General features: G+C 36.2%; 13 protein-coding genes and 2 tRNA genes. 2 read left to right on the top strand and 13 right to left on the bottom strand.

Features of this window, described 5'->3' with window-relative positions; all coding sequences use genetic code 11:
• The 5 genes from R2Q77_RS16105 to recO form a co-directional block, all read right to left on the bottom strand.
• The gene (locus R2Q77_RS16105; RefSeq protein WP_316804752.1) at positions 1-912 is read right to left on the bottom strand and encodes a UbiA family prenyltransferase; all 912 of its coding nucleotides are present in this window, start codon (positions 910-912) and stop codon (positions 1-3) included.
• Positions 913-1038: 126 nt separating this feature from the next.
• Entirely contained in the window at positions 1039-2367 is a 1329-nt protein-coding gene (locus R2Q77_RS16100) for a DUF3472 domain-containing protein (protein ID WP_316804751.1), read from the bottom strand.
• A gap of 384 nt (positions 2368-2751) precedes the next feature.
• Positions 2752-2826: transfer RNA gene (locus R2Q77_RS16095), tRNA-Val, on the bottom strand.
• A 62-nt stretch (positions 2827-2888) separates the two neighbouring features.
• Positions 2889-2963, bottom strand: a tRNA-Val gene (locus R2Q77_RS16090).
• 66 nt (positions 2964-3029) lie between these two features.
• Positions 3030-3755 carry a DNA repair protein RecO gene (recO, locus tag R2Q77_RS16085; RefSeq protein WP_316804750.1) on the bottom strand — a complete coding sequence of 242 codons (726 nt, stop codon included), beginning with the start codon at positions 3753-3755 and terminating at the stop codon, positions 3030-3032.
• A gap of 124 nt (positions 3756-3879) precedes the next feature.
• Between recO and R2Q77_RS16080 the strand changes: the two genes are divergently transcribed.
• Complete coding sequence (locus tag R2Q77_RS16080; RefSeq protein ID WP_316804749.1) at positions 3880-6231, top strand: efflux RND transporter permease subunit; 2352 nt, start codon at positions 3880-3882, stop codon at positions 6229-6231.
• Between the two features lie 117 nt (positions 6232-6348).
• On the opposite strand, the gene R2Q77_RS16075 is transcribed toward R2Q77_RS16080, so the two are convergent.
• From R2Q77_RS16075 to R2Q77_RS16040, 8 genes are all read right to left on the bottom strand, one after another.
• Complete coding sequence (locus tag R2Q77_RS16075) at positions 6349-8229, bottom strand: STN domain-containing protein (protein WP_316804748.1); 1881 nt, start codon at positions 8227-8229, stop codon at positions 6349-6351.
• Positions 8230-8237: 8 nt separating this feature from the next.
• The gene (locus tag R2Q77_RS16070) at positions 8238-9188 is read right to left on the bottom strand and encodes a FecR family protein (protein ID WP_316804747.1); all 951 of its coding nucleotides are present in this window, start codon (positions 9186-9188) and stop codon (positions 8238-8240) included.
• Positions 9189-9222: 34 nt separating this feature from the next.
• Positions 9223-9795: an RNA polymerase sigma-70 factor gene (locus R2Q77_RS16065; RefSeq protein ID WP_316804746.1), complete on the bottom strand. Its 573-nt coding sequence runs from the start codon at positions 9793-9795 to the stop codon at positions 9223-9225.
• A 58-nt stretch (positions 9796-9853) separates the two neighbouring features.
• Complete coding sequence (locus tag R2Q77_RS16060; protein ID WP_316804745.1) at positions 9854-10645, bottom strand: SDR family NAD(P)-dependent oxidoreductase; 792 nt, start codon at positions 10643-10645, stop codon at positions 9854-9856.
• Entirely contained in the window at positions 10633-11652 is a 1020-nt protein-coding gene (locus tag R2Q77_RS16055; RefSeq protein WP_316804744.1) for an NAD-dependent epimerase/dehydratase family protein, read from the bottom strand. Before R2Q77_RS16055 ends, R2Q77_RS16060 begins: the two co-directional genes overlap by 13 nt.
• Before the next feature lie 2 nt (positions 11653-11654).
• Complete coding sequence (locus R2Q77_RS16050) at positions 11655-12329, bottom strand: DUF6134 family protein (protein WP_316804743.1); 675 nt, start codon at positions 12327-12329, stop codon at positions 11655-11657.
• Between the two features lie 229 nt (positions 12330-12558).
• Complete coding sequence (locus R2Q77_RS16045) at positions 12559-12828, bottom strand: isoleucyl-tRNA synthetase (RefSeq protein ID WP_316804742.1); 270 nt, start codon at positions 12826-12828, stop codon at positions 12559-12561.
• Positions 12825-13013 carry a hypothetical protein gene (locus tag R2Q77_RS16040; protein ID WP_316804741.1) on the bottom strand — a complete coding sequence of 63 codons (189 nt, stop codon included), beginning with the start codon at positions 13011-13013 and terminating at the stop codon, positions 12825-12827. The genes R2Q77_RS16045 and R2Q77_RS16040 overlap by 4 nt, the downstream gene beginning before the upstream one ends.
• Positions 13014-13100: 87 nt before the next feature.
• On the opposite strand from R2Q77_RS16040, the gene ileS reads away from it, so the two are divergent.
• The gene (gene ileS, locus R2Q77_RS16035; protein ID WP_316804740.1) at positions 13101-16502 is read left to right on the top strand and encodes an isoleucine--tRNA ligase; all 3402 of its coding nucleotides are present in this window, start codon (positions 13101-13103) and stop codon (positions 16500-16502) included.
• The last annotated feature ends 23 nt before the right edge of the window (positions 16503-16525 follow it).

Here is a 16525-nt window from a genome sequence, read left to right as displayed (position 1 = left end):
CTAATGAACAAATTGCATACCTATAATACCACAGATGGCTTTGAATAAAATTAAACCATCAATAACCATTAAGTAATACAAAATATTTTTCCGTTTATGCATGGAATAGGCCACGTAAATGGTAAGCACAAAGGGTAAAACGTTAAAAAATACCTGCAATATGCCAAAACCTTTAAAATATGCAAATACAAATAAAGAAATAAGCCCAATAATTAACAGGGGGATTAACACATAGAAAATGGTATTCCGCAAACCATATCGCACTACAAATGTTCTGAGGTGTTTGTTCGCATCAGTTGGATAATCTTTAATATCAAAAATAATGGCATTTACTGTGCAAAACATCCAGTTTTTAATAAAAAGCCAGGTCCATAAAACCGAATCATGGTATTCAATTCCAGTTTCAATTTTCAGCATAATTAAGGGCAGTACATTTGCGCAACAAGCCCATACAAAACCAATTACAAAAGCTTTGAGCCAACCTGTACTGCGTAGATTAAATTTAATAAATGAACGGGGAAGTAATCCATAATATAAGCCTCCGGCTACAATAATGATTAGGATTGCAACCCAATAACTAAGGGGTAACTTCAGGATATTGTGATCGTTTATATAAAGCAAATTAACCGCCAGCAGTAAACAAATTCCAAAGAGTAAGCCCTGACTCCAGTTAATAAAAGTTTTATGTTTATAATACCATTGGTTACGTGGGTTGGTTAAAGATGGCTCTGTAGAAACCTTATTGTAAGCATAAGTATAATATATGATGGGTGCTAAAAACAACAATGCAAAATAATTTAAGGAATTGTAAGGCAACCGGAGTTGTTGAGTTGCTTCTATTGTTAGGGCAACGGCCAGTATCCCTACGAAGTAGTTCCCAAAGAAAATAAAGCGAACAATTTTATTACCCATCTACATTTTAAAACAAATTTCTCCTGCCAATTTCGGATATAAATTTGAATAAGATAAATAATTTATTGCGATTACTTTAAATTAAGGGCAAAACAGTATACATCAACCTGCTTTGCCCTTAAACCGTTATGGAAGTGTAGTTAAATCAACAGTTGGTGCCGCACCGGTTGCCGTTCTGGTAAAGGTTTGGTTGGCATTTACATAGCTGGAAAAGAAACCACCATTTTGCAAATAGAACTTCCCGCCCGATACGCCGCCTGCAAAATCCATTCGCTGCTGGTTACTTCCCGTAGCATCCACGGTAAAGTTAGCCGAGGTAATTTCTGTCCAGGTACCCGAAGTATTTCTAATCCACTGGTTATTGTATTCTGCCTTTCTTCCTAAATAACCATTGGTATCTATAAAGTTTTCCAGAAAGGAATATAAACCTCCTAAATAAGCATTTGTATTTGGCTTTTTCCATGAAGCCATAAAAGTCCAGGTGTTTAACTCAGGCGCATAAAACCAGGAAGAATAAATGGTATTTCCCAGGCGATCAGGTTTTGCCTGTGTTAAAAATTTATAAGTATTTCCCGTAATCCAGTTGTATATTAAGTAAGATTGTCCGCCCTCCCCTTCTCCGGTAAAGTTAGTGGCAACCACATTGGTTCCTTTCCTGGTCCAGGTAGTTGTTCCCGATGTTGGATTCCAGACAGAGAAAATCATTCTTCTCTCTGTTGCTGAATTTACCTGCATACCGAAATATCCACCATTAAAACCATTTGCCATATAATAACTTCCGATTTTATCCTGCCCTGATGGAACAGTAACCTCATTGTAAAACCACTCTGTATTGGCTGGAGTTGTAAAACCTAAATGAACTGAAGGTCCTCGTCTTGACCAATAGTAGTTTGCAGGGTCATCAGCATAATTAACATTAGCAGCTACTGAAGAACCACTAATTACCAGATCGGTTACATCGGCAAAATAAGAACCTGTTTTGCTTACTCCCTGGAATTGAACCGTTACATAACCTGGATTGGTGATATTAATCGTACCCACATTATACGTGGTATATGCAGAACCTGTTGCGGTTACATTAAAAGGCGTACCATTGATGGTAATTTTCAAAACGCTTGTGCCGGTAGGTACTGAAGCTTTAACAGCTACCGTAAGCGCCCCTGTATTTCCTAACCTGAAGTAAGAACTGAAAATACTGTTTGCATTGGTCCAGTTGGCTAATTTTGTAGTTGTAACCGTTTCGGCACCGCCAGAGGCTAATGTAGTTACGAAAGCATTACCACCCATAGAAACGGTTAGCGATGTGCCTCCCAAAGATTTTGCAGATAGCAACCCTTCTTTATTTAAAATCGTATCATTTTGGCTCAAGCCAGTTTCTTGCTTTTTACAGGAAACGGTAAGTAATACAAAACCCAATACCATTAGGTTTGCTATTGATTTAGTTATTTTTTTCATTGGTTAAGCTTGTATTTATAGTTTAGTTAAGATGTATTATATCAACACATTAGTAACCTAATTTAACATTAGCGAACTAAACAACGATAAAAATACAGCACAAAAATCAGCGCAAACGTTTGTTTTAAAGAACGTTGATTTTTAATAGAAATAACTTTAGTGAATAATTAATACTACAAAGAGAAATTTGTTGAAAACATTTATTTTTTAAACGCTGATTTGGCAACTATAGACCTAAACAAAACGCGGGGAAAGGTTGAAATTATGCCTTATTAAAATTAGAATCAATCGTTTGCGTAGAAAAAGAGCTTCATTAATGACAATATTTTACGCGATAAATATTTAAACGAAAAAAGCCCTCCAGTATTACTGAAAGGCTTAGTGTGGGAAATGAGGGGTTCGAACCCCCGACCCCCTCGGTGTAAACGAGGTGCTCTGAACCAGCTGAGCTAATTTCCCTTTTTAGGGTATTCCAAACTTAGTATAAAAAAGCCTTCCAGTTTAAATGAAAGGCTTTTTTGTGGGAAATGAGGGGTTCGAACCCCCGACCCCCTCGGTGTAAACGAGGTGCTCTGAACCAGCTGAGCTAATTTCCCTTTCTCCGTTTGGGAATGCAAATATAGCGCTATAAAATTGTTGTGCAAATATTTTTTTCATTTTTCTCAAGCCAATAATGTTTCGAGGATTTTATGCGACTGAACTTCGCCGAAAGAGGCTGTATGTAAGGTATAGAAAACCAATATCTTATCTAACAGAAATCTGCGCTGAACATTGCTGAATTTTATTTCAAATATTTTTTCTAATGGCGCATTAAAAAGTGAAATAAAGCGCAAAGCATCTTCCAATTCGAGATAATTGCTGTGAATTGGCGGCCTTGATACGAATGCGCCCTCCTGTAAATCAAAATAATTTTGATCAGCTCTGCGTTTATCATTTGGCGAAAAACCTAAAAAACGGGTTAATTTTAATAAAAACGAAAGGTGAAAATTAGGATTCAGTTCTGTATTCTCATCAAACCATGCAATAGAATTAAAAATATAATTGAATAAACTTTCATCTGCGGATTGTTGCCTGATACTTTTATACAGCACCTCATTTAAAAAAATGGTGATGCTGCTTTTAATTACATCATAGGGTATCGTTTTAAAAACTGGGGTCTGCCTAAGTTCCGAGATGCGCTGGATATTTGTATTTACCTTATGATACACCACCATATCCAATAAATGAAGCGATTGGAGCATATTCATTTTAATCTTCGCCCTGGGCTTTTTAACTCCATTAATCAGGTACGACTGCATGCCAAATTTATCGGTAAAAACCTGTACAATCACACTGGTTTCGCTGTAATTTGTGGTCTTTAAAACTATACCTCTAACTTTATGTAGCATACGGATCAAACAATTTTTTCAAAAGTATGTTATTTGTGCAAATTTAAATACGCAAAAAATATTCCTCATTTGCAAATAAGGTTTAGTTTTGTCGTTATTACTATAAATTAAAACTAAACTTCACATGTGGGTTAAGCTATCGAGATTCATCCTTCAGAACAGAATTGCTATCATCGTATTTTTTTTATTGGGTACTGTTTTCATGGCTTGGCAGGCTAAAAATGTTAAATTATCTTATACAGGAAGTAAAATTTTACCCGTTACAGATAGCGCCTTCATAAAGTATAATGCCTTTAAAAAACAGTTTGGAGAAGATGGAAGCATTATGGTTGTTGGCATACAATCTCCTGATATTTTTAAAAAAGAGGTTTATAATCAATGGGTTCAGCTTTCCACAGAAATCCAAAAATTAAAAGGCATTAAACAAGTTTTATCAACCGGAAGAATTTTTCAGCTTGAAAAAGATACGGTAAATCAGAAATTCGCATTAAAACCTTTGCCCGGTGGCTTGGTTAAAACGGATGCGGAGATGGATTCTATCAAAAATACCTTATATAATACGCCATTTTTTGAAGGAAAGGTTTTTAATAAAACTAACGCTACTTTGATGGCGATAACCTTTGATACCAAAATACTTAATACCGCTGAGAGAAATCCGATTTTAAAGCAGATTGAAGAAAAAGCAAAGGCTTTTCAGAAATCGACTAAAATCCAGGTACATATTTCAGGCCTTCCTTATATCCGTACAGCTGTTAGTAAGCTTGTAAGTAATGAGTTTGTTCTCTTTCTGGGTTTATCAATACTCGTTTCGGCGATTATCCTCTTATTATTTTTCAGAAAGTTTTATGCGGTGTTCTTCCCCATCCTTGTGGTTATTATGGGTGTAATCTGGAGCATTGGAACATTGGTATTGTTTGGCTTTGAATTAACCATTTTAACTGGATTAATTCCGCCTCTTATTGTAATTATCGGTATCCCGAATAGTATATTGCTCTTAAATAAATACCAAAATGAATTAAGGAAACATGGCGATAAACAAAAAGCTTTAAGCATTACCATAGAGCGTATTGCGGTAACTACTTTAATTGCAAACATTACCGCAGCGATTGGTTTTGGTGTTTTGTATTTTACCGGAAGCGAGTTGTTAATGCAATTTGGTAGCGTTGCTTCTATAAACGTTATGGTTACCTGGTTAATGTGTTTATGCCTTGTACCCATTATTTTCAGTTATTTACCTGCACCGAAATTAAAAGCCCAAAACCATGTTGAAGCGGGTTTTTTACATCGTATTTTGGTGGGTACAGATAAATTAGTACAAAACAAAAGCAGCTTAATTTACATTGGCACCATTGTAATTGCAATTATTGCTTTTATAGGTGTAATGAAAATTAATGTTAATGGTTATGTTGTAGATGACTTACCTAAAAACTCCGAAATTTTAACCGATCTTAAATTCTTTGAGAAAAATTTTGAAGGTATCTTACCCTTAGAGGTGAGTGTAGACACTAAAAGAAAAAATGGTGTTTTAAACCTGACCAACTTAAAAAGGATAGAAAAACTGGAGAATATGATTTCGGCTTATCCTGAATTTTCAACACCGCTTTCTTTAAACATGGGGCTCAAGTATGCCACTCAGGCCTTTTACAATAATGATTCTACCTACTTTCGTTTGCCCGATAATATGGAGAAAAACTTTATTCTGGCTTACATTGCTAATGGTGGAAAGGGGAATGCAAGTTTATTAAACAATTTTGTTGATAAAGATAAACAGAGTACCAGACTAAGTTTTCAAATGGCGGATGTGGGTTCGAAAAGACTCGATGCCATTTTACTGGAATTAAAACCAAGAATAGACAGCATTTTACCACCAGCAAAATTTGATGTGGAGCTTACCGGATCAAGTATTATTTTTTCTAAGGGTACCGATTATATGCTTAAACATTTGGTTGAAAGTATTGCACTGGCCATTGTATTGATTTCTTTATTGCGACTAGCGCAATTTAAAAGCCTCGGCATTATGTTTATTTCATTATTGCCTAATATTGTTCCTTTGATTATTACCGCCGGAATTATGGGATATTTCGGAATTTCTTTAAAACCTTCAACTATTTTAATTTTTACAATCGCTTTTGGTTTGGCTTCTGATCAAACCATCTACTTTTTAACCCGCTACCAACAGGAGCTGAATTTGACTAACTTCCCTGTGCGCAAGGTAATTACAGATACCATAACTGAAACGGGCGTGAGCATGACGCATATTGCTTTAATCTTATTTTTTGGCTTTGGGATATTTACAGCATCAACTTTTGGTGGAACGGTAGTTTTAGGCTTATTACTCTCTATAACCCTATTTGTTGCCTTAATTTTTAACTTAACCTTATTACCTGCACTGGTTTTATGGCTGGATAAAAAGAAAGTTAGAAAAGTTATTTCTGAAGAAGATTTAGCTAAAAACCCTACTGAATTCGATCATTAAGCAAGGTGAGTTTAAATTTTAAGACTTTTAAACTTTATAGATTTGGATGTACTTTTCGTCACCTTGAATCCATTTCAAGGTGACGATTGTAAAAACATTATTGGCCCGGATTTTTACTTAAAGTAGCAGCAGCCCAACACTCCAACCCAGCCAGCCTGTATAATTGGTATTGCCAAAAGAAAAATCTTTATGCTTTTCCTGGAGTAGCCCATAAGCTCCGATTTTTTCACTTTGTTTGGTATAATACACATTTAAAGATGGGCCACCCTGCACGGCCAGCCATTTATTTAGCCTGATGTTTAACGGAAGCTCAATCTTATTTAAAAGATTAAAATGATCCCAGCTTCCCTGGTATACATATTGCGCACTTATTTCGGGGTTAATAGAGAATCGTTTATATACATTAAGTTCTGTTCCAAAACCCAAGCCTCCTGTATAAAGTTTTGAAGATGATTTATTTTCTATTCCAAACATCAGCATGTTGTACAAATGCTTGCTTCCGCCTTTGTAAACAAAATTTACCGGAGTAGTTTCGTTGGTATTAAACCCTATTTTATGGTAACCATTCAATGCAACATTAACCAGGCCAATCGAATATCCTTCATTTTTTCCTGAAAAATTAATCAATCCAACCTGCAGGCCTTTTAAAGTTTTAGCATAATTAAAGGCTGCAATTTGCATTCCGCTGGCCGTTTTAGCCGTAATATTGGTTAAAGAAGCCACACTAAAGCCATTAACTTCTTTATTGTAGTTGGCAACACCTGCAATTTGGAATCCAGAGCTTCTCCCTCCTACAGCATTTCCAAAAACCCCTATCTGCAAACCTCTTTTATTTCTTCTTATCTGATTAAATGTTGAAACCTGCACACCATTTACATTGCCCCCTACAGCATTAAGTCCTACAGAAACCTGCATGCCGTCCATATCTGCTTTCACCCTGTTATAAAATCCGGCTACCTGCACGCCCCGCATATTTTTACCAATCTGATTATAGCCTAAACCAATCTGCAATGCGTTGCTATTCCCCAATACAGCATTAAAAAGACCAGCGATCTGTACACCCTGTACGTTTCCGCCAGCCAAATTAAAAGCACCTGCAAACTGAAAATACCTAACATCGGTTTTATTAATGTTAAAAACCAATCCTATTTCCATCCCATCAACACCAGCGCTATATGCACCTATTGCATTAAATGAAAAATTATTAACGACCTGCCCGCTTAATGAACCATGAGAATTTATTCCGGGAACTAAGGCGAGCTGTATAGGTGCTTCTGAAATAAGCCCTCCAATATTAACAGACTGAATCCTTTGTTTTGTTGTAATTAATGCCCTGCCCAAAGCTGTTTGCTCAACATCAAATAAATCTCCATCTACAAAACGTTCAGTTGCTTTGCTATCGGTTCGATCATCTGCATCTTCATTAATGTTTACTTCAGCTAAGAAATAATTGGTTATCACTTTATAATTCTCTTTGGTAACTGTTAGGGCTATCGGCTGAGTAATATTTTTTAACCTCATGGAGAAATACCCGTTTTCATCTGACAGTTGAGACTGAAGCAGGAACCGCTCATAAACACTCGCATTTTTTATGGGCACACCACTATATTTGTCTACAATTTGACCCGTAATAGAATACGCATCGGTATTACCGGATGATTCTTTTACCATTAGCACCAATTCGTTTGGTGCATACCTGATAATTACAAAATTGCCCGACTGGTGGTATTCGTATCGTTGGTTTAAAATCTGGTCGAGCGCATCAGAAATTGTTAAATTATTTTTCCGGATATTAATTAGGCTATCCAAAGGCATAATGTTGCTATTGAAAGAAAACCTGAAATCGCCTTTTTGTTCGATCATGGCCAGCACTTTTTTAAGAGACTGGTTTTCGATTTGCAGGGAAATTTTTCTGTTTAAAGTGGTTTGCGCATGTACAACGAATGAAAAACGGATCAGAAACAATAAAAAGAAACAGAATTTAGTATAAAAATGCATAGGAGGATTTATTTTAATTCAGTAACTCCATTTTTGGTAACCACCTTTATTTTAAAGGTCTCCACAATTATTCCTAAAATTTCATTGAGCGATTCGTCTTTAAAAACAGTACTGATTGGTAATGATTTAATTTTGGGGTTACTGATGATGATATTTACGTTAAATTTTTCATTTAATACGGGCACCAGTTCTTCCAGTGGTGTGTTATCACAAACCAATTCGTTGGTATAATAGTAATTGTACAATTTCCCTTTATTTAAAACCTTTTTTAAATGTGCCTGATTGGATTGCAACTGGACGCTTTCTCCCGCAATTAAACGAATACTATCTTTAGCATTATTCACTTTCACTATTCCGGTTTCTACAATAACAATGGTTTTACCATTCAAGCTTTTAACATTAAAAGATGTACCCACAACGGTTACAGTTACCTGATTTACTTTTATAATAAAAGGCTTTGATTGATCTGGTTTAACTTTAAAGAATGCTTCTCCTTTTAGGCTAACCGCTCGGTTTTTACTAAAAAAACCGCCTTTAAAAGTAAGTACCGATTCTTTATTTAAGATGGCAACCGAACCATCGGGAAGAGATGTAGTAACTACATGATTTGCCGACTGAACATCTATGTTGCTTGCGATGGTATTTAAATATATAAACCAGCTCAATCCGCAAACAACGATAATAGCTGCCGCCAAGCGGAATAATTTTAAAAATCCATTTCTTTTATGCTGTAGCGCTAAACGTGCATTTAACCGCTCAAGTGCTTCATACTCATTAATACTTTCGTCGGGTTGAAGTTTACTCTTCTCCAGAATGGTTTTTAAGTCTTCAAAATATTTTAAATTTAAAGCGTGTTCATTTACCCACTTTTGTACCTCCAAATGCTCTTCTTCCGAAGCTTCATTCAACAGACATTTAGCAAGTAAATCGTCATTTATATATGTATACTTTTCATCCATACGCTTTATGCTTGGAATTTTTGTTTTATTCGTTTTACCATTTCATTAAATAAATGAATAAGACAATCAGAAAATCGACCATTTTTAAACGGAGGATCTTTAAAGCTTTACCCATTTGGTTTTCTACTGTTTTTATTGAAATGTTCAGAGCATCAGCAATTTGCTGGTATTTAAGCTGTTCGAAACGGCTTAACTGAAACACTTCACGACATTTTTCGGGCAATTCATTTATTGCAGCATGGATATTTCGTTCCAGTTCTGCAGCCATCAAATCTTTATTTAAGTTGCCCATTTCATTTTTAGCCGAATCTGCATAATGCAGGTCAAATTTCGACCGTATTTTTTTATGCTTCAAATAATTTAAACTTTCGTTGTGTACTGCCCGATATAGAAATGATTTTAAATATCCATCTGTTTTAAGCTGTTCTCTTTTGGTCCATACCTTTACAAATACATTCTGAACAATTTCTTCAGCATCATCCCGCTCTTTAACAATGGCATTGGCATAGGCATGCAATTGCTTAAAATGTTTGATAAAAACAGCATCAAAAGCAGGCTTATTTCCTTGTTTAATTAGTGCTATAAGGTTGGTGTCGTTACTTTCCAAGTGAGTTAATAAGATTGTTATCTGGTTTTTTCTATCGTAATCGCGCCATCAACCCCTGCTAAACATTTAAAATTGCGCTCAATTTACGCCTTATAATCATTTCTTTTAAAAATCCCGGGATAATTTTATCCAGTATAACCAAAAAGCGGTTAGCTAAACCCGGAACAATTTCCTTCTGTCCTTTCAGCACGCCGTTTATTGCAGCTCTTGCTACAAACTCGGGTTCCAGTATGGTGGCTTTTGCTATTCCCTTTAAAGCATGGTTAAGTACAAGCAACTCGGGTTTGGTATTAATTCCTCCCGGGCTTAATAAGCTAATATTTACTTTTGTACCGCTCAACTCCAGTTGTAAACACCGCGTAAAGTAACCAATAAAAGATTTTGTAGCACCATAAACTTGTTTCTTTGGTACAATAAAATGACCACCCAAACTGCCTACATTTAAAATATAATTCTGCTCATTTTTATTAATATGATTTAAAAATAACCGGGTTAGCAACACGGTGCTCGTAATATTTAAATCTATCTGCGTTTTATAAAAATCAATATTTTTTTCTTCAAACCACGACCAGTTCCCAAGACCGGCATTATTAATTAAAAGGTTAACCTTAACTTCCTGCTCGCTTAACATTTTAAAAATGTCGTAAGCAGAATTGGCCTCTGTTAAATCTTTTTCGATACAAAAAACTTTACAATTAAAGTTTAAGCGGAGGTAATTGGCCAAATGGTCTAATCCGCTGTTTGGTAAAGAAACCAATACTAAATCCATCCCTCTGCCCGCAAGTTCTAAAGCAAAAGATTTCCCCAACCCTTCGCTTGCTCCGGTAACTAATGCAATTAACTTCTCCATAATACATTTTTTTGTAAGTGTTCAATGGTTTTTCCAATTCCTATATTAAATGGCGTAATTCTATAATTTAGTTCAGCAATTGCTTTATTGCTGTTATATTGCTGGTTGCAATTTAACCGATCAGCAAATTCGGGCAAAAAGTAGGGTGTTAAATTTAGCAACCGGGTTTTAAAGGCCTCAAAATGGCTGTAAGCTTTAATTACACCTACCGGAATTTTAAACAAATTCCGATTTTTCCCAGTAATCCTTTTCAGGGTTTCAAAAAAACTGTTAAAGCAAATGTCTTCTCCGCCTAAAATATACCTTTCCCCGTTCCTCCCCTTACCCATTGCCGATACATGCCCGTTGACTACATCATCCACAAAAACATAATTTGCAATTGCATTTCCATCACCCGGAATAAAATGCCAGGTACCATTAATATAGCCACTTACCATTTTACTTACGGTATTACTGTCGGTTATCGGGCCATCGCCGTACACCCTGGAGGGATTTACGATAACAACATCCAATCCCCTTTTCACAAATTCTTTTACCTCAAGTTCTGCCAGGTATTTTGTTCTTTCGTAATTTATTGCAAAACCTACTGCACGGGGATCATTCTCAGAAATCGGTAAATTTAAAGTTGGCCCCCAAACACCACAGGTAGAAGTATGTACCACACGCTCTACCCCCAGTTTTAAAGCACAGGTTAAAACATTTCGTGTACCTACTACATTTACATCGTAAAAATCCTGCTCGTTTTTACACCACATTTTAGCCATAGCAGCAGTATGGTAAACCTGGTAACAATTTTCCATTGCATGCTCCAAACTTGCTGCATCTAAAATATCACCTTTTACAAACTGGATGTTACGGTGTGGAATAAGGTAAGGGTGATGAATGTTTCGGCATAATGCAATTACATCATAACCCATTTCGGCCAGGGTTAAACTTAATTTACGCCCAATAAAACCTGATGCACCTGTTACTAAAATTTTAATGTATTTATTATTTACAGCTTCCATAATTAAACCCTTTCCATTTTAATGGTGTACATAGAATGATTAACGGTTACAGTTTTACAAATACCATCCTCAAACTGGTAGTCGTTATAATTACCATCGGGCAGGGTAATGCGGTATTGATGTTTGCCTTTCTTTTCAACAGGAACAAAACATTGAAAATTATCAGAATATATTTCCGTTTCATTTACCGGTTCTTTGCTATATAAAAGCATCATACTATAATTGATACTTTTTTTGAGGGTACCTGTTTTTTTTCCGGCCTGAGTTTGATAAATCTCGTTTTGAAGACTGGTTTTTTTAAATTCTTTTGGATCACCATTTACGATGCGGTTAACACCTGAAGAAATTAGCCTGCCATTTTTAAAATGTGCTACATCTTCCGTTTCCACATCAATTTTAAAAACAAAGCGGGTGTTTACCTTAGAAGTAATTTTCAGAAAAGTATTGTTTCCATCTTCTTTCTGGTTGAAATATAATTGCCCAATAACTTCGCCATTGCGCTTAATGTTATATTTACTGCTACTTTGCGATTGAGCAGGCAACTGTGACGCAACCGCTATAAAAACGACGGTCATGACCTGAATTTTTAAAGCGGTTGCTTTTCTAAGTAAACTTCTTTTGTGGATTCTGGGTGCAATGTATTTTTTGCATAGCCAAATAATAAGTGCAGGTATCATATTATCTCTATTAGGTTATTTTAGAGCTAATACAATTGTGATGGCGTTTACCCCTACGCACGGTTTATTTATTTTTTTTACACCACCATTAAAACCAATAAAGCGAAATCTCCTGGTTTTTTTTTAACCGGGTTTAAAGTATAGATCAGCACTTTAAGTTAAAAAGTGCCGCAGCTTACTTTCCAAATTAAAATCGATTGGAAAATTATTGTTCTTTAAAAAATGGCTTTTATTCTACGGCAGGTTTTTCTTCTTCATCTTCTTCAACTTCAACCGTGGGATCGGTTAAAATTTCAGCATTTCCATCCTCATCTTTTTTGGAAAATAAAATTGGATATAAAAACCAGAGTGCACCCACAATAAGTAATACACCCGATAACATTTCGAAATAGATGCTGCCGCTCACTTCATTTGCATCCAAAATTTTATATGCAATGAACGAAAGTATACCTGTTATGATTACAAATACAGCTTTCTGTAATTTTAAGAGCTTGATCATGGGCTTTTCTTTTTAAGGGTAATGATATGAATTAAAACAAACAATAACCCAATTAGTTCAAGAAAACCACAAAAATAAAATCCATACAATACAAAATCACGGTTAGCAGAATTAACCACTGCTACAATGGGTAAGGCCACAACAGCAACAACCATTAGCGTAATTCCGATATTGAATAATTTCATTGGCAAAAGTATTTACCGTTAAAACTACCAAAATTCGGTCAAAAACTTTAACTTTGCATCCTTATTTTTTTTGAAGTTACTTGATTGATGTATAGGGAATTTAAACAATTAGACCTTGCCAAAATAGGGCAGGAAATATTAGATTTTTGGAAAGAAGAAAACATATTCGAAAAGAGTATTTCTTCACGTCCGAAGTCAAATCCGTTTACTTTTTACGAGGGTCCGCCGTCTGCCAATGGTATGCCGGGCATTCACCACGTAATGGCTCGTGCAATTAAGGATATTTTTTGCCGTTACAAAACCATTAAAGGCTTTCAGGTAAAACGAAAAGCCGGATGGGATACACACGGATTACCCGTTGAACTTGGAACAGAAAAAGAACTGGGCATTACCAAAGAAGATATTGGTAAAACCATTTCTATTGAAGCCTATAACGAAGCTTGTAAAAAAACAGTAATGCGCTACACTGATGTGTGGAACGACCTGACCGAAAAAATGGGTTATTGGGTAGATATGGACGATCCGTACATTACCTATAAGTCTAAATACATGGAATCGGTATGGTGGCTTTTAAAACAGATTTACGATAAAGGATTATTATACAAGGGCTATACCATCCAGCCTTATTCGCCAAAAGCAGGAACGGGTTTAAGTTCTCATGAGGTTAATCAGCCGGGTGCTTACCGTGATGTTACAGATACCACCATTGTAGCTCAGTTTAAAGCGATAGCTGCAAGTTTGCCATCTTTTTTACAATCATTTGGCGACATTTACTTGATGGCATGGACCACAACACCATGGACTTTACCCTCAAACACAGCTTTAACGGTTGGCCCAAAAATCGACTATGTTTTAGTTAAAACTTTTAACCAGTATACCTACCTTCCAACCCATGTAATTTTAGCAAAAAACCTGGTTGGAAAACAGTTCAGTAAAATCTTCTTCGAAAGCAATGAAGCAGATGATTTCATCAGTTTTAAGGCTGGGGATAAAAAAATACCTTACCAGATTTTAGCTGAATGTAAGGGAACTGAACTGGTCGGAATTAAATATGAACAACTTTTAACCTATGCATTACCTTACCAGAATGCTGAACATGCTTTCCGTGTAATTTCAGGAGATTTTGTTACTACAGAAGATGGTACCGGTATTGTACATACTGCCCCTACCTTTGGTGCCGATGATGCTAAAGTTGCCAAAGAGGCCATTCCTGAAGTGCCTCCAATGCTGGTACTGGATGAAAATGATACCCCTGTTCCGTTAGTAGATTTACAGGGCAGATTTACAAAACATGTTGGTCCTTTTGCCGGAAAATACGTTAAAAACGAATACTACAATGCGGGCGAAGCCCCTGAGAAATCAGTAGATGTAGAGATTGCAATTCTGTTAAAAGAAGAAAACAAAGCTTTTAAAGTAGAGAAATATGTGCACAGTTATCCACACAGCTGGAGAACTGATGAGCCACTTTTGTATTATCCATTAGATTCGTGGTTTATTAAAGTTACCGACATCAAAGACAGGATGTTTGACTTGAATGAAACCATTAACTGGAAGCCAAAATCAACAGGTGAAGGTCGTTTTGGAAACTGGCTAAAAAATGCCAACGACTGGAATTTATCCCGCTCAAGGTATTGGGGTATTCCTTTGCCAATCTGGAGAACTGAAGACAAGAAAGAGGAAGTGCTGATTGGCTCGGTTGAAGAACTTTACCACGCTATTGAGAAATCTATAGCAGCTGGCTTTCAGAAAGAAAATCCGTTTAAAGGATTTGAAATCGGAAACATGACCGAAGAGAACTATAACCTGATTGACCTGCATAAGAATGTGGTAGATGGTCTAATTTTAGTTTCGCCATCGGGCAAACCAATGAGCCGTGAAAGCGATTTGATCGATGTATGGTTTGACTCTGGCGCTATGCCTTATGCACAATGGCACTATCCATTTGAAAACAAGGAAAAGATTGACGGAAATGAAGATTTCCCTGCAGATTTTATTGCTGAGGGCGTTGATCAGACACGTGGATGGTTTTATACCTTACATGCCATCTCTTCACTTGTTTTTGATAAGGTTGCCTATAAAAATGTGGTATCAAACGGATTGGTACTGGACAAAAATGGGCAAAAAATGTCCAAACGCCTGGGCAACGCTGCAGATCCGTTCCAAACCATTAATGAGTATGGAGCTGATGCAACCCGTTGGTACATGATTTCTAATGCAAATCCATGGGACAATTTAAAATTTGATATTGAAGGCATTGCCGAGGTACGCCGCAAGTTTTTCGGAACATTGTACAACACGTATAATTTCTTTGCACTGTATGCCAACATCGATAAATTTGAAATCGATAAAAATAATTTAAGCAAAGTTGAAGACCGGACAGAATTAGACCGCTGGATTTTATCGTTATTGCAAAACCTTATTAACGAAGTAGATGAGGCTTATAATGCTTATGAACCAACTAAGGCAACAAGATCAATCCAAGCTTTTGTTGACGAACATTTAAGCAACTGGTACATTCGTTTAAGCCGCCGCCGTTTTTGGAAGGGCGAAATGACAGACGACAAACGTGCTGCTTATGAAACGCTTTATACTTGCTTAGAAACGCTTACACAGTTAATGAGCCCTGTAGCGCCATTCTTTGCCGACTGGTTGTACAGAAACTTAACCGTAACAGATAAACATGCCGAACAATCTGTACATTTAACTTTGTGGAACAATGCAGATGAAAGTTTAATCGATCAGGCTTTGAATGAACGAATGCTTTATGCACAGGATATTTCTTCGATGGTTTTATCCCTGCGTAAAAAATCAGGTATCAATGTTCGCCAGCCATTAGAAAAGATTTTAATTCCTTCTTTAAATGGAGATTTTGAGCAAAAAATATCAAAAGTTGCCGATTACATTTTATCTGAAACAAATGTTAAGCATATTGAGTTTATAACCGATACGCATGGGATTGTTAAGAAAAAATTAAAACCTAACTTTAAATCTTTAGGCAAAAAAGTTGGCAAGGATATGAGCATCGTAAAAGAAGCTTTGGAAAACGCCAGCCAGGACGATATTCAGCGTTTAGAGACTGAAGGTTTTTTAAACGTTACAGGAAGTAATGGTGCAACTTATGTTATCGATTTAAATGATGATGTAGAAGTATTTGCAGAAGACATTCCGGGATGGCAGGTAACAAACATTGGCAATCTTACTGTTGCACTGGATGTTACCATATCGGAAGCACTGAAACAGGAAGGCACTTCGAGAGAACTGGTTAACCGTATTCAGAATTTGCGTAAAGAATTAAACTTTGAAGTGACCGATAGGATTAAAGTTAGGTTACAAAATGATAACTTAGTGGCAGATGCAGTTGCTAAAAACAAAGACTACATTTGCGCGGAAATCTTAGCAGACGAATTTGAATTAACAGATGCTGTAAATGATGCAAACAAAATCGTTATCGATGATGTTGAGTTAAGCATTTCAGTAAATAAAATATAAAGAAATCCATTAATTAGTAAATT

The organism is Pedobacter nototheniae (assembly GCF_032678625.1).
Lineage (GTDB): Bacteria > Bacteroidota > Bacteroidia > Sphingobacteriales > Sphingobacteriaceae > Pedobacter > Pedobacter nototheniae_A.
The sequence above is the reverse complement of the archived record's forward strand: the minus strand, read 5'-3'. Positions and strand labels throughout refer to the sequence as shown.